We start from the raw sequence: 26,259 nt of genomic DNA, 5'->3' as shown, positions 1-26,259 counted from the left end.
TAAACCTAAATAGTCTTTTACTTAATTTAGTAATTAACATTTTTATGTTGAAAAGTTATTTAATGAATTGACATTTAGTGAGTTTGTGTGTTTTTGCAACTGAATAACATCATTTTTTAATAAAGCAATAATATATAAACTGAATTGTATGCGCATACAAATTCAAAACTATGCGCATCTAACACCTACTTGCATGCGTATCTAACATAAATTGTATACGCATGCATATTAAACTATATAGCATTGAAAAAAAGAACTAAAATTCTTGATTTTTTGTTTTTGAGATGGAAATACGTGTATAATTTTGTTTTTTTAAAAAAAGATTATATGTAATATTTACATCAAGAAGTTTTTTAATATGATAATTGTTGTTTAAAATCTACACCATTTCATTTTTAGATTCGATTAGAATCCCTATTTTTACGCGTATTTTGAGTTTATATTGTATGAGAGAGAACCCTTTAGTATCCATCATTATCCCTACCTATAATCGTGCACATTTAATAGGTGAAACCTTAGATAGTGTATTGGCACAAACATATACTAATTGGGAGTGCATTGTGGTGGATGACGGAAGTTCAGATAACACAAATGAGCTATTACAAGAGTATTGTAAAAAAGATACTCGTTTTCAGTACCACCACCGCCCAGCATATAGGCCAAAAGGAGCGAATGCTTGCCGTAATTACGGTTTTGAGTTGAGTAAAGGGGAGTATATCAATTGGTTTGATAGTGATGATTTGATGCATTTTGAAAAGTTAAATATTCAAGTTACTTCATTATTGAAATCAGGTTTTAAGTTTTCAATATGTCAAACATTAAATTTTAATAAAGATCTAAGAAGGTTTTATGGGTTACGTCCAGTAAAAGCATATAAAAAGGACCCATTTAAAGAATATTTAAAGGAAGAGTTTGTAGTTTTTACACCATCTACATTATGGGCAAAATTTTTTTTAATAGATAATGTTCTAAGTTTTAATGAAACATTACAAGCATCTCAAGAATGGGAGTTTTATTGTAAAATTTTTTCTATAGAAAAATTATTTTATTTTGTAGAACAGCCCTTAGTTTTTATTAGATATCATGATAATAGAATATCAACAACAAATCCAAAAGAGAAATTTTGGAATTATTTTCGAGCAAGACATTTAATTTATAAAGAATTAAGTAAGAGTATTCATCAAGAAGAAAAAATATATTTAATTAATTATTTTGTATCAAGTTATAAAGTTTTGATGAAGCGAAAAAATTATAAATATGCAGTAAATGTTTTTTTTGTGCTTTTGCTTGAAAAAGAAATAAATGTAAAGCGTAAATTTTTTCTTGTTTTAAGTTTTTTTACAAATATTATTTTCGATAGAGGTGAAATTTTAATTGTAAAAACAAAATTATGATATCAATTGTTTTGCCTTGTTATAATAGAGAGAAAATAATTTTCTATACGCTAAATTCAATTAAACAGCAGTCTTTTGAAAATTGGGAGCGTATAATTATTGATGATGGTTCAACGGATGCAACTTTTACTGTTGTTGAAAAATTCATTTTGAATGATAAAAGGTTTAAAAAAAGATATAGAACTAAGTAGAAACACAAATATAAATAAAGGAAGGCATTTCATAGAATAATAATTAAACGAAAGCTTAGCTAAATTTTTTATGAGTAAATATTTAATCTCCATAATCATCCCAGTTTTTAATAGGGAAGCTATTATTAAAGATACTTTAGATTCTATTTTAAAACAGACCTATACTAATTGGGAGTGTATTATTGTGGATGATGGGAGTACAGATGCAACGGAACAAACCATTGCTGCATATACACTTAAAAATAAAAATATTCAATTTTATAAACGACCAAACCATTTAGTAAAAGGAGCTAACAGTTGTCGTAACTACGGTTGCACGTTAGCAAAAGGTGAGTATATTAATTGGTTTGATAGTGACGACATTATGCAACCTATTTTTTTAGAGGAAAAAACAAACGCTTTTACTTCAGATATAAATGCTGTTATCCATAAAAATAATTATGCTAATTATCAATTAACAGAGTTTAGGAAAAGTAAGTTTGAATATGATAATGGTAAAAACCTTTTTTATAACTATGCAATGGAAAACATAGAGATTCAAACCTCTGGTTTTATGTGGGAAACATCTTTTTTAAAAGGAAAACCATTATTTGATGATACGATTATGCGCTACCAAGATAATGAGTTTCATATACGCATGTTGGCGATAAAAACACTTAAAGTTGTAATTATTGATAAAGTATTAGCAACTATAAGAAGTGGAGATGGTCATGATAGTCAAATAAGTGCAAAAGTAAATATTACAAAGCAAAAATTATACGATGTGTTTTATTATCGTTATCAATGTTTAAAATTAGCAAAGAACAATATGATTAGTGTTGATGCTGAATTTAATAAGACTATAGCAAAAAAAGCCTTATGGGCTTTTTACGCAGGTTTAAGATTTGAAACTAATTTAGCAAAGCGCATAAAAGACGTTATTAAATATTACATGAATTTACAATACGTTTATTCGAGTCCAAAAATGACAACAATAGATGGTTTCAAGTCACAGTTTTACATATTAAAAATAGTAGTATTTAGATAATGATATCCATCATCATTCCAATATATAATCGAGCACATTTAATAGAAGAAACTCTTCAGTCTATTATAGCACAAACATATATTAATTGGGAGTGTATTATTGTGGATGATGGAAGTACAGATAATACAATCGAAGTAACTACTGCCTTAACCGTAAACGATTCTAGATTTCAATTATTTAAGCGCCCAGAAAATAGTACTAAAGGACCGAGTGCTTGCAGAAACTTTGCTATAACTAAAGCTAAAGGGGATTATATTCAGTTTTTTGATAGTGACGATGTAATGCATCCAGAACATTTACAGTTAAAAATAAATGTTATTTGTGATAGCGATTTTGTAGTCTGTCAATTACAAGAATTTTCAGGCGATTTTAATACTCAATTATTTACTAAGGCTAATCAACCAAGCATAAAACAAAGTACTAATATATTTGTAGATTTTACAACAGGTACTTTTCCTATGATGATGGTTGCTCCACTTTGGAAAACAACAAGTTTAAAACCTTATTTACCAATTCGTGAAGACTTACATATTCTTGAAGACCATGAGTTATATGCGCGAGCACTTTTCAATAATAAAAGTTATGCAATAGTTAATCAACCCTTAATCTATTATCGTGTTGGATCGGAATCTTCAACTAATAGTTTTTATACGAATGTAGTTTATGGATTACAGTCTTATTTTGAAGCAAAACATACTGTTTTAAACTTATCAAAAACAAAAAAAATAAAACTAGCTATTCTAAAAATGACGTTAGGTTTTTTTAGACAAGCATTGGCAGAACGTAATTTTAAAGCTGCGCAACAGTGTTTGAATTTTATAAATGAAGAACATTTAGGTTATAATTTTAAATTAAAAATAAAATTGACTCGCATTCGTTTATTCTATGCTGTTTTTAAAGTGATTAAAAAAGGAGATACTAAATTTAAACCCTTTTTTAAATTATAATAATGAAACTATTAATGGTCGCCATACCAAATCATCACTTTTTTCAATGGGTAAACCAATTGAAAGATTCAGGCTACGATGTTTATTGGTTTGATGTGACTGATGGTGGTCCAAAGTCACCTAAAGTAGATTGGGTAATACAAATTAAGGGATGGAAATTGAAATGGGATTTCCCGTTTAGAAGCACCATTAAAAGTAAGTTTCCGAAACTGTATAAAATCATTCAAAAAAGTAATGAAAATAATATTGAGAAGGCTTTTAAAAATGCTTTAAACTCTATTAAACCAGATATTGTGCATTGTTTTGAAATGCAATTATCAGGATTGCCTATTTTACCAATAATGGAACAAAATACCATTCCGTTAATCTATTCCTCTTGGGGAAGTGATGTGTATTACTTCAAACAATTAGGAGTATCAAAGCATCAGTTAGATCGTTTTTACAAACGTGTAAACTATTTAATTACAGACTGTAAACGCGATTATAATTTAGCTACTAAAAACGGATTTAAAAATCAATTTTTAGGTGTATTCCCTGGTAATGGAGGATTAACTATAGACACAACAAAAATTAAATTAGTTACAGAGCGAAATACGATATTAATTAAAGGATATGATGATGGAGTTGGTAAAGCTTCAATAGTGCTAGAAGCTTTAGCGTTGGTTTCAAAGCGGTTATTATTAAACAAGAAAATCGTAATTTATAGTGCTGATGATTGCATTCAACAGCAAATAATAACATCTAAAATACTTTCAAAATTGCAAATAAAAGTTTATTCCAGATATCATTTTATACAAAATAAAAAACTGCTAGAATTAATGGGTACTAGTAGTATTTATATTGCTAATAGTATATCAGATGGTATGCCAAATGCGTTGCTAGAAGCCATGTCAATGGGTGCTTTTCCTATACAAACAAATCCTGGGAATGTTACGGAAGAAGTTATTGAACACAATAAAAATGGTTTTTTAATTGATGCCCCTTTAAACGTAAACGAAATTGTACAGCATATAGAAAATGCATTGAATGATGATGCTTTAAGACAACAAGCACAAGATTTTAACACCAATTTTATGCAAGCGCATTATAATCGTGCTACTTTGCAACCTAGTATAGATAACCTTTATATAACCGTTTATGCGGAAATGAACTAAAATGCAGATTTCATTTTTAATAGTCACTAAGAACAGGCCCGAAGATTTGGCTTTAACTTTAAATAAGTTAAAAGTATTAATAGATGTATCTATACATGAAGTATTAGTGTTTATTGATGGTTGCTCTAAAACCGAAGTAATTATTGCCAATTTTGATTGGGTAAAATGGATTATTGTTAAAGATAGTATTAGTGCATCACCGGCAAGATGTGCATTATACAAAAAGGCAAAAGGAACTATTTTTATTGGATTGGATGATGATGCACACCCTTTAACCCCAAATTTGATTCTACAAGTTGAACAAGCTTTTACAGCTAATACTAATTTGGGTATTATTGCTTTTCAGGAAGTAAGAGGTTTGTTTGAAGCAGATCAAGTAGCGTTAAAAAATAGTAAAACTTTAGAATCGTATTTTACAAACGATTTTATAGGTTGTGGATTTGCTATAAAAAAAGATGTGTATGAAGCAACAAATGGTTTTCCTGTTTGGATTGATATCTATGGAGAAGAGACGGCAGTTGCATTAGAGGTTTTAGATTTGGGGTATGATATTTTATATGAACCAAATATAAAAGTAAACCATCGTATTGATGGTGAAAAACGTAAACAACAAGGTCGCAATTACTTTAGGTTTGGGCGACAATTAAAAAATACATTACGCTATTATATAGTTTATTACCCAAATCCAACTAAAAAGGTGATAAAAACATTATGGCATAATTTTAAAAAGTACGCTTTAAAAGATTGGTCTTATTTTAAATCTTTTGTAGTAGTAGTTTTCTCAACACCTTTTAAATTGCCGAAAATTTTAAAATATAGACAACCAGTAAAGTCTAAAACTATTAAAGCTATATTAAATTTAAAACCCTTAAAATATTAAACTTAGATGTATTTTAACTCCTTAGATTTTGCTGTTTTCTTACCAATTGTATTTTTACTGTATTGGTTTGTAACTAATAAAAATTTAAAATTTCAAAATGTATTATTAGTAGTTGCTAGTTATGTGTTTTACGGCTGGTGGGATTGGCGTTTTTTATCTTTAATAATATTTAGTTCTTTATTAGATTATAGTATGGGCCTACAACTAATAAAAGAAAAGAAACAAGGTAAACGGAAACTATTATTATGGACAAGTATTATAGTAAACTTAGGGTTTTTAGGCTTTTTTAAATACTACAATTTTTTTGTAGATAACTTTGTAGAAGCATTCACTTTCTTTGGAAGTAGCATACAACCTAATACCTTAGATATTATTTTACCAGTTGGGATTAGTTTTTATACATTTCAAACACTTAGTTATACGATAGATATTTATAAACGAAAGTTAGAACCAACACAAGATATTATTTCATTCTTAGCATTTGTAAGTTTCTTTCCGCAATTAGTTGCAGGACCAATTGAACGTGCTACTAATTTATTGCCACAATTTTATAAAAAACGACAATTTTATTATAGTAGAGCTGTTGATGGTTGTAGACAAATACTTTGGGGTTTTTTTAAAAAAGTAGTTATAGCAGATAATTGTGCTGAATTTGCAAATCAGATATTTAATAATTCTTCAGAATACTCAGGAAGTACACTGTTAATAGGAGCCTTGTTTTTTACATTTCAAATATATGGTGATTTTTCAGGATACTCTGACATTGCAATTGGAACGTCAAGATTATTTGGTTTTAATTTGAAACAAAACTTTGCATTTCCCTATTTTTCACGCGATATCGCTGAGTTTTGGCGACGTTGGCACATTTCATTATCAACATGGTTTAGAGATTATTTATACATTCCGCTAGGAGGAAGTAAAGGAGGTGTTTGGATTAAAGTACGTAACACGTTTATTATTTTTTTAGTAAGTGGGTTTTGGCATGGAGCTAATTGGACTTTTGTTGTTTGGGGAGTCCTAAATGCGTTATATTTTTTACCATTATTATTAACTAAGAGTAATAGAAACAATCTTGATATAGTCGCTCAAAATAGTATTTTACCTAGTTTTACTGAGTTGTTTAAAATGGGATTGACATTTGGTTTAACCGTAATTGCTTGGGTTTTTTTTAGAGCAGAAAACTTAAGTCATGCATGGCTTTATTTAAAAGGTTTGTTTAGTTCAAGTCTATTAACTTTACCAGAAGTTAGACCAACAAACTTGCTAGTGTTAATTATCTTTTTTTTATTAATTGAATGGATTGGAAGACGAGAATACTATGCAATAGCAGTATTTTTAACAAAACAATCTAGAATACTAAGATGGTTTTTTTATATGCTAATAATAGGGTTAGTGTTTATTTTTAGTTCAGCTACGCAACAAGAATTTATTTATTTTCAGTTTTAATATGAAGTTGTTTTTAAAATATATTTTAGTATTTGGAATTATTTTTTTTACATTAGAGAAAGGACTGTATTATTTTATACATAACGCACCAAATAAGGAATATGATAAAAGGCTACAATTAATTCTTGATGGAGAAATGGAAAAGGATTTAGTCATTATTGGCTCGTCAAGAGGTGCAAATAATATTTCGGCAAAACAACTTGAAGATCAAACAGGATTAAGTACTTATAATTTGTCGTATAGAGGGTCAAATGTTACGTTTCATGAGTTTATTCTTGAAGCTCTTTTATTACATAATAAAAAGCCTAAAAAAGTTTTATTAGTAATTGACAATGGGCATCAATTTTTAATCGAAAATTCTTTAAAATTTAGATACGATAGGTTATCTCCCTTAAAAAATTATAGCTGGATAAATGATAAATTAATAAAAAGTAATAAAAAAAGTTATATTTCTAAGTTTTTATATTCATTAAAAATTGATCGGAAAGATTTTTCTTTAAAACCAAAAATAGTTTATCCAATAAATATTATGACCTCACACGGTTCAAAATTATTAAAGGCTAGATCAACTGACACTTTAGCTTTTTTTAAAAAACCTAAAGGTTATGATATAACTAAAGAAAATCCTGATTACTTAAAGTCTTTTAAATCAATGCAAAAAACATGTAAAACGCATAATATAGATTTATATTTTGTCTTTACACCTGCTTATCAAGAGTTTGATACGGATTTTTTAAAGCGTTTTAAAAAATTAATAAATACAGAGGAACATTTAATTGTGTATGATACAATATGTGACGATTACAAAAACAATTTATTTTTTAGAGATCACACGCATATGTTTTCTATAGGTGCTGAAATTTTCACTTCAGAAATTAGTGTTTTTTTTAATAGTAAAACTAAAAAGTAAGAGTTATTTATATCTTAAAAACAGATAATTTCATCTGAAAAAAAAGTGTATTTTAGCAATTAATTGCAATATAATTAATGTTAGCACCATGAAAAAAATAGGTTTCATTCCATTACGAAAAAACTCGAAAGGTATTCCAAATAAGAATAAACGTAAAATGGTTGGTAGACCTTTGTTTACTTGGGTTTTAAAAGCAGCTATTTTTTCAGATTTGGATGAAGTTTTTATTTTTACTGATGATAAAGAAATTATTGCCTTTGTAGAGAGTCAATATAAATGGACAAACAAAGTTAAAGCGCTTTTGAGAAACACTGAAAATGCTAGTGATACTGCTTCAACTGAAAGTGTATTAGTTGAGTTTAGTGAGCAATTAAACAATAATTTTGATAAACTTTGCTTGTTGCAGGCAACATCGCCTTTAACTACTTCTCAAGATATTAATAAAACACTTAGTAAAATTGAAAAGGATGGATATGATTCTTCTTTGACAGTGGTAAATACACATCGATTTACATGGAGTAGTGAAGGAAAACCTATAAATTATGATGTGTTTAAGCGTCCACGTAGGCAAGATTTTGAAGGTTTGTTGATAGAAAATGGAGCGGTTTATTGTACTACAAAAGAGACTTTTTTAACTTCAAAAAATAGAGTAAGTGGAAATATTGGGATTGTTGAGATGCCTGAAGAATCATTGTATGAAATTGATTCAGAAACAGATTGGACAATTGTAGAGGCTTTACTAATTAATAGATTGAAACAACAAAAAGAAAGTGCTAAAGTGTCTCATTTGATATTGGATGTAGATGGCGTGTTTACAGATGGTACAATAACCTATACAAAAGAAGGAGAACATACAAAAAGTTTTGATATGCGTGATGGAATGGGCTTAGAAATTCTTAGGGAGTTAGGAGTTGAGGTTTTAGTGATGACATCAGAACAATCTGAACTGGTAGCTCAACGTATGCAAAAGCTAAAGATCAATGAGGTGTATTTAGGTGTTAAAGATAAATATGCTTTGGTGAAAAAAATAATACTTGATAATAATATTAAATTAGGTAATATTGCCTATGTTGGTGATGATGTAAATGATTTGGCAAATATGTGCAGTGTGGGGTGGTCTTTAACTCCTAACAATGCTACAACTGTTGTAAAAGAACACGCTGATGTTGTTTTAACTATGAATTCTGGAAGTGGTGCAATACGTGAAGCTTGTGAGTTTATTTTAAATTATAATAAGAGGTTTTTTAAGTAGTTCTCGTTTTCACATTAAGTGAATATATGAGAATAGTAGAGTATAATTGTATCAAGTGGTAATTTCCATTGTTCTAGATAAAATGGTTAAACAATAGCTATAAAAAGAGTAAGTTAAATAAATGAAGATAAATAATTATTCAAAACCCTTTGTAATTGCTGAAATAGGTTGCAATCATAAAGGAGATATAGAAATAGCTAAAGAGCTAATTAAAGTTGCAAAGATATTCTGTGATGTTGATGCTGTTAAGTTTCAAAAAAGGAATAACAAAGAATTATTAACAGAAAAACAGTATCATGAACCTCATCCAAATCCTTTAAATTCGTATGGTGAAACTTATGGTTTGCATAGAGAATATTTAGAATTTAGTGTTCAGCAACATGCTGAATTAAAGAATTATTGTGAAGAGATTGGGATTGTATACTCAACATCTGTTTGGGATGTAACTTCCGCCAAGGAAATAGCATCTTTAAATCCGTCATTTATAAAAATTCCTTCTGCATGTAACAATAATTTTGAGATGTTAGGGTGGCTTTGTGATCATTATTTTGGAGAAATTCATATTTCAACAGGAATGACCACTAAAAAAGAAATTGAAGAATTGATTCAATTTTTTATTCAACATAGAAGAAGTAAGGATGTTGTATTATATAATTGTACTTCTGGTTACCCAGTACCTTTTGAAGATGTTTGTTTGTTAGATATTAAATTGTTACTGGAAAATTATAAAGATAAAGTAAAACACATTGGTTTTTCAGGTCATCATTTAGGAATTGCAGTTGATATTGCAGCCTTTACGTTGGGAGCTTCTATTATAGAGCGGCATTATACAATTGATAGGACTTGGAAAGGTACTGACCATGCAGCTTCTTTAGAGCCAATGGGCCTTCGTAAATTATCTAGAGATTTAAATGCTGTATTTAAAGCATTAAAGTATAAAAATCAAGATATTTTGCCGATTGAGTTGGTGCAAAGAGATAAATTGAAAAATAAAAAAGTATAAAACACCATGTGGTTTCAAAATAAACTCAGGCTTTTTTGGTGGGATGAAGTTAAAATTCAGCGAAAAAAGTTTCAAAATTATGGTGATTTAATTGGTCGATATTTAGTTGAGAAAATTTCAGGTAAAGAGGTAAGGTGGGTGCAACCATCTGCATTTTCAATTTTTAATTGGTTTTCGTCAATTTATGTTACTGTGGGAAGTATTTTAACCCATATTAATAAGAATTGTATTGTTTGGGGGAGTGGAATAATTTCTAAAGAGTATACAATTTCTTACGCACATTTTTTAGCCGTAAGAGGACCGCAAACAAGAAAACATCTCATAGCTCAAGGATTTGAAGTTCCTGAAATTTACGGTGATCCAGCATTGTTAATGCCAAGTTATTTTAATCCAAATATTCAAAAGAAATATGAGTATGGTATTATTCCGCATTATAATGATATGCATCTTGTAAAAGATTGGTTTAAAGGAAGTAGTGATGTTTTCATAATAGATTTAATGACCAATGATGTTGAAGCCAAAACGATTGAAATATTAAGTTGTAAAAAAAATATTTCAGCATCGTTACACGGAGTTATAGTTGCACATGCCTATCAAATTCCTGCTGTGTGGCAAAAGTTTTCAGATAAAGTATTTGGAGATGATATAAAGTATCAAGATTACATGGAGTCTGTTGCTATACCTTTTTACAAACCGACAGTTAGAACTGTTGAATATACCTATGAAGAGTTAAACGAATTGTTTGAAACATACCCTAGCTTACCATTATTAAAAAGTATTGAAAATCTAAAAAAAGGTTTGATGGCTGTTTGTCCGTTTAAAAATTAAGAGTTTGTCATTGCTTTTATGTTTACATTGTTGATTTTTAATATTTCTAAAATTTAAAGAATCTAATTAAATAGAATTGTGAAAAGGAGCTGAGTTACATTATTTATACTATAAACTCTTACTGTTATATGTTCTCACTAGAATTTAATACACAATTACAATAAAAGTGTAAGTTTGTAAAACATATTAAAATTTTGAAGTAAAGTATGAAACAAAAAGTATTTGTATTTTTTCCTGATGGTGTTGGTTTAAGAAATTTTGCTTTTACCAATTTTAAGGAAGTTGGAGAGCGAATGGGGTTTGATATTTATTATTGGAATAATACGGTGTTTTCTTTAAAAGATAATTTAGGTTTTAATGAAGTTAAAATAGAGAGTCATAAAATTCATCCTTTAACTCCACTATATGCTAGAGCAAAAAAGCATATAGAGTTAAATGTTTCTCAGAGAAAATTTAAGGATACAGTTTATGAAACTTATAAGTTCCCTTTTAATTATAAAGGTTTAGTTAACAGTATAAAAACTCTTTTTATAAGATTACTTATAGGTTTGAATAATTCTGAAAAAGGATTAGTAATGGTACGAAAAAAAATAGAAAAGTTAGAGCGACAAACTTCAAAATATGCTTATTGTAAAAGGCAATTACTTGAGCATAAACCATCGTTGGTTTTTTGTACTACACAAAGAGCAACACAATCTATAAGTGCTTTGTTAGCAGCTAAAGACTTAGATATACCAACAGTAGTATTTGTATATTCTTGGGATAATGTTCCCAAAGCCATGCAGGTGGCGGATGCAGATTATTATATTGTTTGGAGTGAATTAATGAAGTCGGAAATTTTAAAGTATTATTCATTTGTAAAAGAAGAACAGGTTTTTGTTACAGGTACTCCACAATTCGTACCCCATTATGATGATCAACTGTTACAAACACGAGAAGAGTTTTTAAAGGAATATAAATTAGATATAAATAAAAAATATATTTGTTTTTCAGGGGATGATGAAACAACTTCTCCATTAGATCAATATTATTTAGAAGATTTGGCAATTGCTGTTCGTAATTTAAATACAAAAGAGTATAATTTAGGGATTATTTATAGAAAATGCCCTGTTGATTTTACAGATAGATATGGTGAAGTGATTGAAGAGTATAGTGATATTATAAAAATATTAGATCCTATTTGGAAGCAAGTAGGTGAACAATGGAATGAAGTGTTGCCAACGAAGGAAGATTTTAAAATGTTATATAATGTATGTGAACATAGTGAATTTGTAACCAATGTTTGCTCATCAACAGTATTTGACTTTGTTTTACATAATAAACCTTGTATTTATTACAATTACGAACAACCCCAATTAAAAAAAGGTATTCGCGATATTGGTCAAAATTATAAGTATGTGCATTTTAGAAGTATGCCAAGTGATAAGGCAGTAGTTTTTTGTACTGATAAAAAGGAATTAGAAGGTCAGGTTAAATTAATTTTAGATGGATCTTTGACAAATTTAGATGAAGGTAAGAAGTGGTTTGAAATTGTTGCGGGAAAGAACTCAGCTCAAGCATCTTTAAAGACTTGGGAAGCTATAAAAGAAATACTAGAATGAAAATAGCCTTTTTAACTCCTGAGTATCCACACAAAAACACAGGTCATTCTGCAGGTTTAGGTTCAAGCATTAAAAATTTGGTTCAAGGTTTGGTTGAAGAAGGTCATGAAATAACAGTATTTTTATATGCTCAAAATAGCAGCAAAATCTTTATAGATCAAGGCGCAACAATACATTTGATAGAAAACAAAAATTATCGTTTTGGGAAATGGTATTTTTATAGAAAACATATTCAAGATTATTGTAATGATATAATAGAAAAAGAGCAGATAAGTTTATTAGAAGCGCCCGATTGGACAGGTATTACAGCTTTTATGAAGTTTAAAATTCCGGTAGTGATTCGCTTTCACGGAAGTGATACTTATTTTTGTTATTTGGAAAAGAGAAGACAGAAGTTAAAAAATTATTGGTTTGAGCGATTAGCGATTAAAAAAGCAAAGGCATTTATTGCTCCAACATCTTATGCAGGAATTGTCTCGAAACGTTTGTTTCATATTAAAAATAAGATAGTTAAAACTATACATTATGGTTTGGAATTGGATAAATTTGATAAAATTCCAACAAGCAAATTTGAAGACGGACTTATTTTATATTTAGGTACTATTATTCGAAAGAAAGGAGTGTTGGAACTTCCAAGTATAATGAAAAATGTATTTAAAAATTATCCTAAAGCGCATTTGGTTTTAATAGGAGGAGATGCTCCAGATATCAAAACTAATTCATCATCAACTTGGAATTTAGTAGAAAAAGAATTTTCAGATGATTTATTGCAAAATGTAACCTATTTAGGGAGTGTTCCTTATGAAAACGTTCAGGATTATATCAAAAAGGCACATGTATGTGTGTTTCCTACCTATGCAGAAACTTTAGGAATGGTAACCATTGAGTCTATGGCTATGCAAAAGGCTGTTGTAAATAGTAATATTGGTTGGGCAAAAGAATTGATTATTGATGGTGAAAGTGGTTTTTTAGTGCATCCCAATAACCATATTGAATATGCTTCAAAAATTGTTGACTTGTTACAAAATAATGCGTTAAGAAAGGCAATTGGGGAAAATGCCAGAGTACGCGTTGAAGACAAATTTGACATTGATAAAATAGTTAAAGAGAATATTGAATTTTATAAAGCTTTAATTGAATAAAATGATTGTAATTTATCACGATAATTTAAAGGTAACTAAAGTTATATCCAATAAAACAGGAAGTGTTCCGTTTGAATACAACAATAAAATTGCTGAAATATTTATAGATATTGCGAAGGAATTTCCTGAAGAATTGATTTTTTGGTGTCATCAATTGTATGAGGATAATTTAAATTTAGAAGATGTACATCATTTTATGTCTCATCATAGAATGATGCTTTCGTATAATCCTTCAGAAAATAATTACTTTGTAGACGCGATAGGATATGTTGAACAATCTCCGTTTATAAACATTAATAAATCGGTTAAGTATCCAACTTGGCAAATGAGTAGTACTGTAGGAGTAATTCATGCCGCTGTTTTAAATGCGCTACAAAAGGTAATTCAACCAACCTTAGATTTTGATTATTTTTTAAATTCATTGGCAAAATTAGCAATGCCTAGTGGTTTATTTTGTTATTCTGAACCATCCTTACTACAAGGAAAATATGAAAACATTGCGCCAAAATGTTCAAAATTTAGTTTATACACTTTTGTTAAGCAACATTATAAATTACGTTGGTTATTTTTATTGTTTTTAAATGAATTCATTTATGAAAAGAAGATTTCGTTGTTTCCATTATTACAAGCATTGTTCAAAAAATCAAAGAGAAATTTATGTGTAAATTTAAAAGCTATTAATGTTAATACTAATGTGAAAAATATTAATAAAGGAACAATAGATGTAATTATTCCTACGATTGGTCGTAAACATTATTTATACAATGTATTGTGCGATTTAAAAAAACAAACGTACTTACCTAAAAATGTTATAATAGTTGAGCAAAACCCAATTAAAAATAGTAAGTCAGAATTAGATTATCTCACTAATGAAGATTGGCCTTTTACCATTAAACATACCTTTACACACCAACCTGGAGCTTGTAATGCAAGGAATGTAGCATTGAGTCAAGTTGAAAGTGAATGGGTATTTTTTGCAGATGATGATATACGATTTGAAAGTAGACTAATTAGTGAAGGTATGAATTATTCTGAAAAGTATAATATTTGTTCATTGATAACATCTTGTTTAAAACCTGAAGAGAAAATTAAATATAAAATAATAAATCAAACTACAATTTTTGGTTCAGGATTTAGTTTTGTAAAATCAAGCTGTTTAAAAGATGTTGTATTTGATATGGCTTTTGAATTTGGTTATGGAGAAGATTCAGATTTTGGAATGCAATTACGTCATAAAGGATATGATATTATTTATTTTCCTAATTTAAATATTAGTCATTTACATGCGCCTATGGGTGGTTTTAGAATAAAACCAAAATTGGCTTGGGATAATGAAGTAATTCAACCGAAGCCATCACCAACTATTATGCTTTTGAAATTAAAGTATGATTCAAAGCAGCAATTGAAAGGTTATAAAACTTTATTATTTTTAAAGTTATATTTTAAGGGCGACTTTAAAATGCCATTTTCGTTTTATAAGTCTTTTCAAGAAAAGTGGAATACGAGTATCGTTTGGGCAAAAAAAGTAAGTAATAATGCTTAATATTTATACAGATAAAAAATATTTAAACGAAGAATTTAGGTCATTAATTTTCCCTCTTTTATTTGACTTATGGTTTGTTAAAAATAAGAAAATAGAAAGTTATTATAAACTTGTTACTAATATTTTTGATGCTGATATTGTAATTGTACCAGTAGATATATCCTATTATTATAAAAGTAATAACACCGCAAGGTTGTTTAACTTTATCGAGAAAGCTAGTCATTTGCAAAAGAAAGTATGGGTTTATAGTGCGGGTGATTTTGGAATCAGTCTAAAAAAAAATGTATATACATTTAGATTGGGAGGTTTTCATAGTAAGTTAAATGAGCAAACATTTGTTTTACCAGGACACACCACCGATCCTTATGAGTGTTTACAAGAAGAATTTGAACCTTTAGAAAAAACAATGCAGCCACAAATTGGTTTTGTTGGAAATGCAGATGGAAGTTTGATAAAATATTTAAAAGAGTTCTTTTTTTATTTAAAACTTAATATTGGAAGGCTCGCTAGAAAAAAATATTGTGATTATCAATCTTTTTATCCTTCAAGCATTAAGCGATTCAAATATTTAAAAAAGATTGAAGCGTCAAATTTTATAGAAACGAATTTTATCTATAGAAAGAAATATAGGGCAGGAGCAAGAACAGAAGATGAGATAAAAAAAACAACCTTTGAATTTTATAAAAATATACAATTAAATTCCTATACATTTTGTTTGAGAGGTTCTGGTAATTTTTCTATTCGGTTTTATGAAACATTGGCTATGGGAAGAATTCCTGTTATTATAGATACTGATATTCGTTTACCTTTACAGCATATAATAGATTGGAGCAAGCATTGTATTCTTGTAAACAAGTATAATTTTGAAACTAAATTGCTAGAATTTCATAAAGATATTAATGAAGTTGAATTTAAGAAAAAGCAACAAAATAATAGAGAATTATGGAAGAATTATTTAATTATAGAAAATTATTTTATTCAAATTTATTTGATTTTTAAAAATGAAATTTAGCCTAATCATCTGTACGTACCAACGTCCAAAAGCATTGATAACTTTATTGAATTCAGTTGGGAAACAAACATTGTATCCCAATGAAATTATTATTGTAGATGGTTCTTTAGATGATGCAACAAAGAATGTATTAAAAGCAGAAAAGTTCCGAAATCTCAGTTATTATTTAGTGTCAAAAGAAGAGAGAGGGTTAACCAAGCAAAGGAACTTTGGTATTTCAAAATTAGCAACAAATAGTGAAGTGGTTTGTTTTTTAGATGATGATATCATTTTGTTTGATAATTATTTTGAAGAATTAATTGAGACATATAGTAATAATCCAGGAGCATTGGCCGTTGGAGGTTATATTAGTAATGAAATAAGTTGGTTGAAGTCAAATAGAGCATTAACTAATAGCGAATATGGTTTTGATGGTTACATTAGGAAAGAAGGAAGTAGGTTTATATTACGAAATAAATTAAGGTTAATTGATAATACCAAGCCTGGATTTATGCCTGAATTCTCAAATGGCCGTTCGGTATCTTATTTACCACCATCTGGAAAAATATATGAAGTTGAACAATTAATGGGGGGGGTCGCTTCTTATCGAATAGAAGTATTTAAAAAACTGCAATTTTCAACTTATTTTGAAGGTTATGGTTTGTATGAAGACGCTGATTTTTCTTTAAGAATTGCTGAAATTGGTAAACTATATATAAATACAGCAGCTCAATTAGAACACCATCATCACCCGGATGGTAGGCCCAATAAATACCAATATGGGAAAATGGTAGTACGCAATGGTTGGTACGTGTGGAGAGTAAAGTTTCCTAAGCCAAGAATAATTGCAAGATTAAAATGGAGCGCTATTGTATTACTGCTAATTGTAATTCGATTCACAAATGTATTTACAACAAAGAAACGAAAAGAAGCGTTTACTGAAGGGTTAGGTAGATTGGTAGGGTGGTTTTCATTATTTTTGAATAAACCTAAGCAAATATAATAGAAATGAATGTGTTAAAATTGATAAAATCTGATTATCAAAAGTATCAAAAGTATGGTGGAAATTTCATATCTATACTTTTTTTTACACAAGGGTTTTGGGCAATATTTCAATATAGAGTAGCAAATTTAGCTTATAGAACTCTTCATATTCCTGTTTTTAGACAAGTTTGTTTAGTGGGGTTATTAATTTGGCAAAAGGGAATAGAAATTATTTCAGGAATTTCAATTCCTGCTTCCGTTCAAATTGGACATTCCTTTTATATTGGTCATTTTGGAAGTGTTATTTTAAATGCAAATACAGTAATTGGAGATAATTGTAATATATCTCAGGGTGTAACTATTGGTGTTTCGGGATTAGATAGAAATAGAGGTGTTCCAAAAATAGGTGATAATGTATACATTGGAGCGAACACTGTAGTTGCCGGTAACATAAAAATATCTAATAATGTTTTAATAGGGGCTTGTTCGTTAGTAACAGAAGATGCAAGTGAGAGTGCTGTTTTGTTAGGTGTTCCCGCTATTAAAATATCAAATAAAGGTTCTAAAGGGTATATTTAATGAAATTTATTATTATTACAAATGCACCTACTTTAAATAAGGAAAATGAATATTATTCATATGCTCCTTATGTGAATGAAATAAATATTTGGTCTAAATTTATTGATGAATTAGGAATAGTTTCACCAATTGAATACCATAAAGAATTACTACTTTCTGAATTTAATAGTAAAATTAATGTTTATCCCATAAAAGAAATTTCATTTACAACAGTTTATAATGTTTTAAAAAGTATTTATTATATTCCTAAAATATGTATTCAAATATACAATGCGATGCAATGGGCAGATCATATTCACTTGCGTTGCCCCGGAAATATTGGGTTGTTAGGTTGTTTTGTACAAATGTTATTTCCTAAGAAACCTAAGACAGTTAAGTATGCAGGGAATTGGGACCCTAAAAGTAAACAGCCTTGGAGTTATAAGTTACAGAAGTGGATACTTTCAAAAACGTTTTTAACAAGAAATTGTAAGGTATTGGTTTATGGGGAATGGCCGAATCAAAGTAAGAATATAATTCCTTTTTTTACTGCAAGTTACGCTGAAAAGGAAATGGAAGAAATTGATATAGTTAAAAAAGTTGAAAGTCTTCGACAAGCTCAGATTGACAGTATGGAACATCACCCAGAGCTTGTCGAAGGGACTCATGATGTAGAGTTCAATGATAAGATTACCAGGTCGTTTATTCCTGGCAATTATAACAAGGAAGTTAATGATGAGATGCTGAAACGAGTTCAGTATGGCGATTCTAATTGTCAACTTGTGCAGAGTCGATGTGATGTATCTGACCAAAAAGACGTACTAAAGTTCATGTACGTAGGCGGATTAGTGCCAGGGAAACAACCTTTATTAAGCGTTCATGTGGTACATGAATTACATAAAAAGGGTTATAAGGTACAATTAGATATGTTTGGTGATGGTGTTGAAAGAGTGAAACTTTCAACATATATTGTTAGTAATTCTTTAGAAGATATTGTTGTTTTACATGGAAATAAGGCTAAAGAAGTTGTAAAAAAGGCTTATCAGCAAGCACATTTTTTAGTGTTTATTTCAAAATCAGAAGGGTGGCCAAAAGTTGTTGCTGAGGCTATGTTTTGGGGATGTTTGCCAGTTACAACAAAAGTGTCATGTATTCCATATATGTTGGATAATGGGAATCGAGGAGCTATTGTAAATGCAAATGTGGATGAAATTGTATGGGTTATTGAAAATTATATTAAAAATTCAGGAAAATATAAAGAGCAAATACTAAATGCGATTGAGTGGTCCTGGCAGTTTACCTTAGAGAAATTTGAGATGGAAATTGGAAAGTTGTTAAGGTTATTTCAAACTTGATTGGGATTCTCTTGATTAGAAACTGAACGTCATTCCCAGCTGACTGGGAATCTTAAACATTGGAATTCAAATTACACTTGTAATTTCAGATTAAACATACCTTGGAACAAGTCTTGAATGATAGAATATTGAGAAATTAATGAAACAAAACTTGAAAGTCATACAGCTTATAGACTCCTTAACACCTGGTGGTGCAGAAATGATGGCTGTAAATATTTCAAATGCTTTGGCTGAGGAAGGAATAACATCCTATATCTGTGCAACACGTTCTGAGGGTGATTTAAAGAAAAAGATTTCTTCCAGTACAAGATATTTATTTTTAGGTAAAAAAAGCATTGTTGATTTTAAAGCTATTTATACATTAAATAAATTTTTAAGTCATCATCAAATAAACATTATACACGCACATTCTTCTTCTTATTTTATGGGATTTGTAATGAAGTTACTAAACCCTAAGTTACAATTGATTTGGCACGATCATTATGGATTAAGTGAGGAATTAGCAAAGCGGTCAACATTTCCTTTAAGTTGGTTCTCTCGTTTTTTTACTGCCTCTATTGCAGTGAATAGTTTGTTGTTAAAATGGCATCAAAAATATTTAGTAGTTGGAAATCAAAGTTTTATTCAAAATTTTGCCAATTTCAATCCAAGTGAAAAAGTAACAACATTTTTAAAAGGGGAACAAGGAAAGCGTATTGTTTGTATGGCAAATTTACGACCCCAAAAAGATCATTTAAACTTATTAAAATCTTTTGCTATCAAAAACACATCGCATCAAGAGTGGACGCTACATTTAGTGGGTAAAGATTTTTTAGATGGGTATTCAGAAGAAATAAAAATGTTTATTAAAATACATCGTTTAGAAAATCATGTATTTTTGTATGGAAGCTGTTTAGACACTGCTCATATATTATCACAGACCACAATAGCTGTGTTAGCATCTTCTTCAGAAGGGTTGCCTGTTTCGTTATTAGAATACGGGTTGAAGAAATTACCTGTGGTAGTTACAAATGTAGGGGATTGTGGAAGTGTAATTACGAATAATAAAAATGGGTTGGTTGTTCCTAAAGAAAATGAAGAAGCACTTGCGAAAGCTATTAATGAATTAATAACAAATGCCACAAAAAGAGACGAATTTGGAGTAGAATTGTATCATCATGTGAAGAAGCATTATTCCAAAGAAGCCTACATCAAGCAATTAATGAAGATTTATACAAATGCAAATTAAGAACAAAAGTAGTCATTTACTATTAGCTTTATTCCATATAGGTTTGGGAATTTTACTATTGTCAGGGCTTATAAGTAAAGTTTATTCTTTGTTAATTGTTGTTATTGCTATTCGAAATATTGTCCAGTCTAAAAATGATCAAAATCAAGCGGTTTTATGGAGTGCTTATATGGTAGGTGCTGAGGTATTATTTCGAATGTCTGGGGGCATGTTGTTTTATGAACTACCAAAATATGCCGTATTATTATTTTTAGCCACAGGGTTGTATATAGAACAAAAGCGGCATCATGTTTCTGTAAGTTATCTTTTGTATATATTATTACTTTTAATAGGTATTGCATTTATAGATATTCCGTTTAATGAATCCATTCGTAAAGCAATTGCGTTTAATTTAAGCGGCCCTTTTTTATTGGGAATTTGTGCGATATATTTTTATAAAAGAGAAATTTCAGTAGAGAACTTGTTGCATATGTTGTTTGTGATGTTTCTACCTGTAATTTCTATGCTTAGTTTGTTATATTTTAAGTCGCCAGATGTACGTCAAATTTCTTTTGGAGGAGGAGCTAATTTCGCTGCTTCAGGTGGGTACGGACCAAATCAAGTATCAACAATTTTAGGGTTGGGTATTTTTATTTTAGCGGTGTTATTATTTTTTAAAAAGCGTATTTTTTCTGCTTTGCCTTTTGATGTATTGTTGTTTATGTATTTGTCATACAGGGGGTTAATTACCTTGTCAAGAGGTGGGATGCTAACGGCATTGATTGCTTTAACGGCCTTTATTTTTTATTTTATTTTAGCTAGAAAGGATAAGCTAAAGCAATTTGTAAAATATGCCGGACTCGTTTCTTTGTTTAGTATTGCATTATTTGTGTACACAGTAGATGCTACAGGAGGTATGTTAATGAATAGATATACCAATAAAAATGCAGCAGGTATCACTAAAAAAGATATAAGTACAGGGAGGATTGATCTTTTTAAAAATGAGTTGGATAATTTTTATGAACATCCATTTTTTGGAATTGGTGTTGGTGGGTCAAAATATGATAGGGTTGATGAAGAAGGTATTGTAGCCGCCTCACACAACGAAGTGAGTAGATTGTTAAGTGAACATGGAATGATTGGACTCATTATTTTAATCATATTAATTACAATTCCTGCAATCCATATTTTAAACCAGCCGTATTTAGCACGTGCTTTTTTAAGTGCGTTTTTATTGTTCTGGTTTTTAACTATCAATCATTCGGCAATGAGGATTGCTTTTCCAGCATTTATATATGGTTTGAGTTTAATTAGTATTAACTTTAGCAGCTCAGAAGAATCTGAAAACTTTGTTTAAAAAGAGCTTGAAAAAAATTATTTACATAGGGAATCATTTAAAATCGGCAAATCCAACAACTTTAAATTTGTTAAGTGAGTTGTTAATGGCTAAAGGTTTTCATGTGAAAATTTATTCAAATCAATCTTCTAGAATAATGAGATTGATGCATATGTGTTGGGGTGTATTATCAAATTTAAAAGCGAGCTATATTTTGATAGATACCTATAGCACTGTGAATTTCTATTATGCCTTGGTAATTTCACAATTGGCAAGGTGTTTTTCAATTCCTTATGTTCCAATTTTACATGGTGGTAATTTGCCGAAACGATTACAAAATAATCCAAAGTTATCTAAGTTCATTTTTAAAAATGCTTATGTAAATATTGCTCCTTCTAGTTACTTGTTAGAGGAATTTCAAAGGAAGGGATTTCAAACAAGGTTTATACCCAATGCTATTGAATTGAAGAAATACTCTTTTCAAAATTATGTGTTTCAGGAGCCTAAATTATTGTGGGTACGAGCCTTTGATGCTATTTACAATCCTTCAATGGCTGTATTGGTATTAGAATTGTTAAAATCAACTTACCCCAATGCAACGCTTTGTATGGTTGGAGCAGATAAAGATGGTTCTTTAAAAAAAGTAAAAGAAATTGCATTAAAAAAAGGATTGATAAATTCCATTGAGTTTACAGGGTATCTTTCAAAGGAAGCTTGGATTGAAAAGTCGAAGGATTTCAATATTTTTATAAATACTACAAATATTGACAATACGCCGGTAAGTGTTTTAGAGGCTATGGCGTTAGGTTTACCTGTTATTTCTACTAAGGTTGGAGGTATTTCATATCTTATTGATGATAATGAAACCGGTTTGTTAGTAGAAAAAAAGAATGTGCAACAAATGACGAGCAAAATAATAGAATTATTTAAAAATGAAGAAAAGGCAATTGCAATAAGTAAAAATGCAAGAAAATTAGTAGAGAGTTTTGATAGTGGCAAGGTACAACAACAATGGAATGAAATATTAAAGTAATGTTTTGGAAAGTATTATTTAAAATAGGGCAATATCTTAGGAATCCTTCCTTAGATGAGCGTTTTATGTTTTTAAAACAGGCTGAAAGTTGGTCGCTAGAGAAGTTAGAAGCCTATCAATTGAATCAATTAATTGAGTTGTTAAGTGTTGCATACCATCATTCTTCTTTTTATTTCAATGCTTTTACAAATGCAGGAATTGTTCCTGAAGATATTAAAAGTTTAGATGATTTAAAGCGATTACCTTGTATTTCAAAAAAGGAATTGATTGCTTTTAATAAAGAAATTCACACCAAAAAAGAATTCAAAAAGAAGTTTTCCTGTAGTACATCAGGAACTTCAGGTGAGTCTTTACAATTTCAAAGGGAAGAAAAGGCAGATTCTTTTAATAGAGCAGCTATTTTTAGAGGATATTCTTGGTATCATGTAAAGCCTTGGGAACGGAATGGTTATTTTTGGGGTTTTAATTTTGGTGGAATTTCAAAATTGAAAACAAAATTATTGGATTGGTTACAGAATAGGTTTCGGTTGTTTAGTTATAAGGACGATGAGTTAAAGTCGTTTGTAACTAAATTACAAAATTCAGCATATCTGCATGGGTATGCATCTATGGTGTATGGTGTTGCTAAATATATAAATGAACATCAAATTTCAAAACCAAAACAGTTGAAAATGGTAAAAGGAACTTCTGAAAAAATTCAGGAGTCTTATCAATCAGAGATTCAAAAAGCATTTGGAATGAAAATGATTAGTGAATATGGTGCTGCCGAAACTGGAATTATAGCTTTTGAATGCCCTAAAGGAAATATGCATATCAATATGGAAGGAGTATTGGTAGAAGAAGAAAATAATGAAATTATTGTTACTAACTTGCAAATGCATTCATTTCCAATAATTAGATACCGATTGGGAGATTATATTACATTAGCTCCAAAAGAAAAAAAATGTAGCTGTGGATTGCATCACCCTATTTTAGAAGAAGTGAATGGTAGAAAAGGAGCAATGGTTGTTGGGAAAACACAAGATTATCCGAGTTTATATTTTTATTATATCTTTAAAAATATTGGTTTGAAAGGATTGAACTTCACGTATCAAGTACAACAACATCAAAAAGGAGAATTATTGTTTTTAATTGAACAAAAGATTTCTTCAGCAGAAATAAATATACTACGGAAAGAAATTGAACGTTATTTTCAACATGATGTAACTTATCAAATTCAAGACAATCAAAAAATTTGTTCCGAAAAAAAAAAATCACAAAGTTTTATTTCAACAATTAACTAAATGAAACAGCCCTTAATTTCAATAATAATGCCTAATTATAATGCTGGTAGTTTTATAAAAGCTTCCATAGAAAGTGTTATTACACAAACATATGACAATTGGGAACTTTGGATTATAGATGATGCGTCAACAGATACTTCATTAGAAAGCATTAATTCTTTTGTTAAGCTTGATTCACGAATACAAAGGATTGTTTTGCCTGAAAATAAAGGACCTGCAATTGCAAGAAATAAAGGTATTGAAAAATGTAATGGTGAGTTTATTGCCTTTTTAGATAGTGATGATAGATGGATACCAAGGAAATTAGAAAAGCAATTGGAATTTATGGTTAGACATAATTATGTTGTCTCTTTTACTTCGTATGTTTCAATCACTGAAGATGGAAAGTCTTCAAAATTTATAAAAGCAAAAGAAAAAGTTACATACAGTGATTTGTTAACTAATAATTATATTGGTTGTTTAACAGCAATGTATCACGTTAAAACCTTGGGTAAAATTTATTTTCCGAAGATTAAAAAAAGGCAAGATTGGGCAATGTGGTTAAAAATCACTAAAAATAATATAAACGCTTACGGACTTGAAGATAGCTTAGGAATTTATACTAAACGAAAGGTATCAGTATCTAGTAATAAATTAAAACTTTTTAGGTACAATTGGATTGTATATCGTAGATTTGAAAAAATCAATTGCTTGAAATCAATATATTTGATTTTCATATTAATTTTCAAAAAAATAGTAAAATAATTATGTTGAATTATTACATGAAGAAATTAAATGCCTCAAAAAAATAACTTTCATTTTAGTATTTCTGAACGTAAAATATATTTACGTGTTTTAGATGTGGCGTTTATGGTTTCTGGACTGTATTTGTTAAGCTTGTATTTTAATTTTGAGTATTTTAACTTTAAAAGTCCATCTGTAGTTACTTGGTTGGTAGTCCTAGTTGTTTACTATTATTTTTTTGGGGAAATATTTGAATTATTTCGATTAAAAACAGCAAGTGATCATTATTTATCCTTGAGAAGTTTGGTGCTCACCATTTCTTTTACGGCACTCATTTTTGTGTTTACCCCTAAAGTGTCTCCCGTTTTACCAACAAATAGATTACAAATTGTCTATTTTACATTTACTATTTTTGGAGCAGTAGTTTTAAATAGGTTGTTTTATATTCAATTTATTTTTTCACCAAGATTTTTAAAAAACTTTCTGCTAATTGGAAATGATGGTGCAATTGCATCGCTTTTAGAGAAAGTAGAACAATATGAAAGTAATAGGTTTGTGGGCTATGTCTCCAATACGGCATTAAAAAATCATCCAGATAAGCAGTTTTTTGCTGTTGAAAATGTAAATATTGAAGAATTAGTGGTGAAGTTGGGAATTAATGAAATAGTAATTTGCTCAACAATAAATGATTTCAATAATAAAAATATAAATGCACAATTAATTACCTTATTTGAGAAAGGGGTAAATATAAAAAGTGTAGATAGTTTTTTGGAGACAGAAACATTTAAAATTTCAGAAAATCAATTGGTTGCTAATTTTTACAATTATTTTTCATTTAGTAAAAGTCATCAAAACAATTTATACCTTGCCTTTAGAAGATTATTAGATATCTTTTTTAGTTTGATAGGAATTTGTTATTTATTGTTTTTAATACCTATTGTTTTTTTACTGAATTTAATATCTAATAAAGGCTCCCTTTTTTATGTTCAAAATAGGGTAGGTCAAAAAGGAAATGAGTTTAAAATTATAAAGTTTAGAACCATGGTTTCTAATGCCGAGGAAAATGGTGCAGTTTGGTCTAAAAAAGGTGATGTACGTATTACTCCTTTTGGTAGAATTTTAAGGAAAACGCGTATTGATGAGGTTCCTCAATTTATAAATGTATTAAAAGGCGAAATGAGTTTAATTGGACCAAGACCTGAACGTCCTGAATTTGTTAAGAAGTTAGAACAACAAATACCTTACTATGCATTACGTCACGTGGTAAAACCAGGGTTAACAGGTTGGGCACAGGTAATGCATCCTTATGCGAGTTCGGTAAAAGATCAGCAAGAGAAATTATGGTTTGATTTGTACTATATAAAAGAAAGAAATTTGATTTTGGATTTAAAAATAGTAATCAAGACCATTAGTACAGTGTTGTTTTTTAGAGGGACTTAAACTTACAATTCAATCGGATCGTTTTTCAATT

24 protein-coding genes are annotated in these 26,259 nt (G+C 29.3%); all 24 read left to right on the top strand.

Going from position 1 to position 26,259, the window contains the following annotated elements; translation table 11 throughout:
* Positions 1 to 446: 446 nt before the first annotated feature.
* The 24 genes from ACFQ5N_RS10505 to ACFQ5N_RS10390 all read left to right on the top strand — a co-directional run bounded on the left by ACFQ5N_RS10505 (position 447) and on the right by ACFQ5N_RS10390 (position 26,228).
* A complete protein-coding gene (locus tag ACFQ5N_RS10505; RefSeq protein ID WP_386809457.1) occupies positions 447 to 1,394 on the top strand; it encodes a glycosyltransferase family 2 protein in 948 nt (315 codons plus the stop codon).
* Positions 1,391 to 1,585, top strand: a complete 195-nt coding sequence (locus ACFQ5N_RS10500) for a glycosyltransferase family 2 protein (RefSeq protein ID WP_386809456.1) — start codon at positions 1,391 to 1,393, stop codon at positions 1,583 to 1,585. The genes ACFQ5N_RS10505 and ACFQ5N_RS10500 overlap by 4 nt, the downstream gene beginning before the upstream one ends.
* A 70-nt stretch (positions 1,586 to 1,655) precedes the next feature.
* On the top strand, positions 1,656 to 2,612 hold the full coding sequence (locus ACFQ5N_RS10495; RefSeq protein ID WP_386809455.1) for a glycosyltransferase family 2 protein: 957 nt from the start codon (positions 1,656 to 1,658) through the stop codon (positions 2,610 to 2,612).
* Positions 2,612 to 3,559 (top strand): glycosyltransferase family 2 protein, encoded by a 948-nt coding sequence (locus tag ACFQ5N_RS10490; RefSeq protein ID WP_386809454.1) that lies wholly within the window; start codon positions 2,612 to 2,614, stop codon positions 3,557 to 3,559. The genes ACFQ5N_RS10495 and ACFQ5N_RS10490 overlap by 1 nt, the downstream gene beginning before the upstream one ends.
* Positions 3,560 to 3,561: 2 nt before the next feature.
* Complete coding sequence (locus tag ACFQ5N_RS10485; RefSeq protein ID WP_386809453.1) at positions 3,562 to 4,713, top strand: glycosyltransferase family 4 protein; 1,152 nt, start codon at positions 3,562 to 3,564, stop codon at positions 4,711 to 4,713.
* Position 4,714: 1 nt separating this feature from the next.
* On the top strand, positions 4,715 to 5,593 hold the full coding sequence (locus tag ACFQ5N_RS10480; protein WP_386809452.1) for a glycosyltransferase family 2 protein: 879 nt from the start codon (positions 4,715 to 4,717) through the stop codon (positions 5,591 to 5,593).
* Positions 5,594 to 5,599: 6 nt separating this feature from the next.
* Positions 5,600 to 7,039: an MBOAT family O-acyltransferase gene (locus ACFQ5N_RS10475; protein ID WP_386809451.1), complete on the top strand. Its 1,440-nt coding sequence runs from the start codon at positions 5,600 to 5,602 to the stop codon at positions 7,037 to 7,039.
* Between the two features lies 1 nt (position 7,040).
* The gene (locus ACFQ5N_RS10470) at positions 7,041 to 7,949 is read left to right on the top strand and encodes a hypothetical protein (protein WP_386809450.1); all 909 of its coding nucleotides are present in this window, start codon (positions 7,041 to 7,043) and stop codon (positions 7,947 to 7,949) included.
* Positions 7,950 to 8,037: 88 nt separating this feature from the next.
* The gene (locus ACFQ5N_RS10465) at positions 8,038 to 9,201 is read left to right on the top strand and encodes a cytidylyltransferase domain-containing protein (protein WP_386809449.1); all 1,164 of its coding nucleotides are present in this window, start codon (positions 8,038 to 8,040) and stop codon (positions 9,199 to 9,201) included.
* A gap of 121 nt (positions 9,202 to 9,322) precedes the next feature.
* The gene (locus ACFQ5N_RS10460) at positions 9,323 to 10,204 is read left to right on the top strand and encodes an N-acetylneuraminate synthase family protein (RefSeq protein ID WP_386809448.1); all 882 of its coding nucleotides are present in this window, start codon (positions 9,323 to 9,325) and stop codon (positions 10,202 to 10,204) included.
* A 6-nt stretch (positions 10,205 to 10,210) separates the two neighbouring features.
* On the top strand, positions 10,211 to 11,032 hold the full coding sequence (locus ACFQ5N_RS10455; RefSeq protein WP_386809447.1) for a polysaccharide pyruvyl transferase family protein: 822 nt from the start codon (positions 10,211 to 10,213) through the stop codon (positions 11,030 to 11,032).
* 206 nt (positions 11,033 to 11,238) lie between these two features.
* A complete protein-coding gene (locus ACFQ5N_RS10450) occupies positions 11,239 to 12,633 on the top strand; it encodes a UDP-glycosyltransferase (RefSeq protein WP_386809446.1) in 1,395 nt (464 codons plus the stop codon).
* Positions 12,630 to 13,775 carry a glycosyltransferase family 4 protein gene (locus ACFQ5N_RS10445; RefSeq protein ID WP_386809445.1) on the top strand — a complete coding sequence of 382 codons (1,146 nt, stop codon included), beginning with the start codon at positions 12,630 to 12,632 and terminating at the stop codon, positions 13,773 to 13,775. Before ACFQ5N_RS10450 ends, ACFQ5N_RS10445 begins: the two co-directional genes overlap by 4 nt.
* 1 nt (position 13,776) lies before the next feature.
* A complete protein-coding gene (locus tag ACFQ5N_RS10440) occupies positions 13,777 to 15,318 on the top strand; it encodes a glycosyltransferase family 2 protein (RefSeq protein ID WP_386809444.1) in 1,542 nt (513 codons plus the stop codon).
* Positions 15,311 to 16,330 carry an exostosin domain-containing protein gene (locus tag ACFQ5N_RS10435; protein WP_386809443.1) on the top strand — a complete coding sequence of 340 codons (1,020 nt, stop codon included), beginning with the start codon at positions 15,311 to 15,313 and terminating at the stop codon, positions 16,328 to 16,330. Before ACFQ5N_RS10440 ends, ACFQ5N_RS10435 begins: the two co-directional genes overlap by 8 nt.
* Positions 16,320 to 17,312 carry a glycosyltransferase family 2 protein gene (locus ACFQ5N_RS10430; RefSeq protein WP_386809442.1) on the top strand — a complete coding sequence of 331 codons (993 nt, stop codon included), beginning with the start codon at positions 16,320 to 16,322 and terminating at the stop codon, positions 17,310 to 17,312. Before ACFQ5N_RS10435 ends, ACFQ5N_RS10430 begins: the two co-directional genes overlap by 11 nt.
* A 5-nt stretch (positions 17,313 to 17,317) precedes the next feature.
* Positions 17,318 to 17,872 carry a serine O-acetyltransferase gene (locus tag ACFQ5N_RS10425; protein WP_386809441.1) on the top strand — a complete coding sequence of 185 codons (555 nt, stop codon included), beginning with the start codon at positions 17,318 to 17,320 and terminating at the stop codon, positions 17,870 to 17,872.
* Positions 17,872 to 19,206, top strand: a complete 1,335-nt coding sequence (locus ACFQ5N_RS10420) for a glycosyltransferase family 4 protein (RefSeq protein ID WP_386809440.1) — start codon at positions 17,872 to 17,874, stop codon at positions 19,204 to 19,206. Before ACFQ5N_RS10425 ends, ACFQ5N_RS10420 begins: the two co-directional genes overlap by 1 nt.
* Positions 19,207 to 19,357: 151 nt before the next feature.
* Positions 19,358 to 20,434 carry a glycosyltransferase gene (locus ACFQ5N_RS10415; protein WP_386809439.1) on the top strand — a complete coding sequence of 359 codons (1,077 nt, stop codon included), beginning with the start codon at positions 19,358 to 19,360 and terminating at the stop codon, positions 20,432 to 20,434.
* Positions 20,424 to 21,770 carry an O-antigen ligase family protein gene (locus tag ACFQ5N_RS10410; protein ID WP_386809438.1) on the top strand — a complete coding sequence of 449 codons (1,347 nt, stop codon included), beginning with the start codon at positions 20,424 to 20,426 and terminating at the stop codon, positions 21,768 to 21,770. Before ACFQ5N_RS10415 ends, ACFQ5N_RS10410 begins: the two co-directional genes overlap by 11 nt.
* 7 nt (positions 21,771 to 21,777) lie before the next feature.
* Positions 21,778 to 22,782, top strand: a complete 1,005-nt coding sequence (locus ACFQ5N_RS10405; RefSeq protein WP_386809437.1) for a glycosyltransferase family 4 protein — start codon at positions 21,778 to 21,780, stop codon at positions 22,780 to 22,782.
* Positions 22,782 to 24,065, top strand: a complete 1,284-nt coding sequence (locus tag ACFQ5N_RS10400) for a phenylacetate--CoA ligase family protein (protein ID WP_386809436.1) — start codon at positions 22,782 to 22,784, stop codon at positions 24,063 to 24,065. The genes ACFQ5N_RS10405 and ACFQ5N_RS10400 overlap by 1 nt, the downstream gene beginning before the upstream one ends.
* Positions 24,066 to 24,809, top strand: coding sequence for a glycosyltransferase family 2 protein (locus tag ACFQ5N_RS10395; RefSeq protein WP_386809435.1), 744 nt, complete (start codon positions 24,066 to 24,068; stop codon positions 24,807 to 24,809).
* 30 nt (positions 24,810 to 24,839) lie between these two features.
* Complete coding sequence (locus ACFQ5N_RS10390) at positions 24,840 to 26,228, top strand: exopolysaccharide biosynthesis polyprenyl glycosylphosphotransferase (RefSeq protein ID WP_386809434.1); 1,389 nt, start codon at positions 24,840 to 24,842, stop codon at positions 26,226 to 26,228.
* The last annotated feature ends 31 nt before the right edge of the window (positions 26,229 to 26,259 follow it).

This window comes from Lutibacter holmesii (assembly GCF_042679665.1).
GTDB classification, from domain to species: domain Bacteria; phylum Bacteroidota; class Bacteroidia; order Flavobacteriales; family Flavobacteriaceae; genus Lutibacter; species Lutibacter holmesii.
The sequence above is the reverse complement of the archived record's forward strand: the minus strand, read 5'-3'. Positions and strand labels throughout refer to the sequence as shown.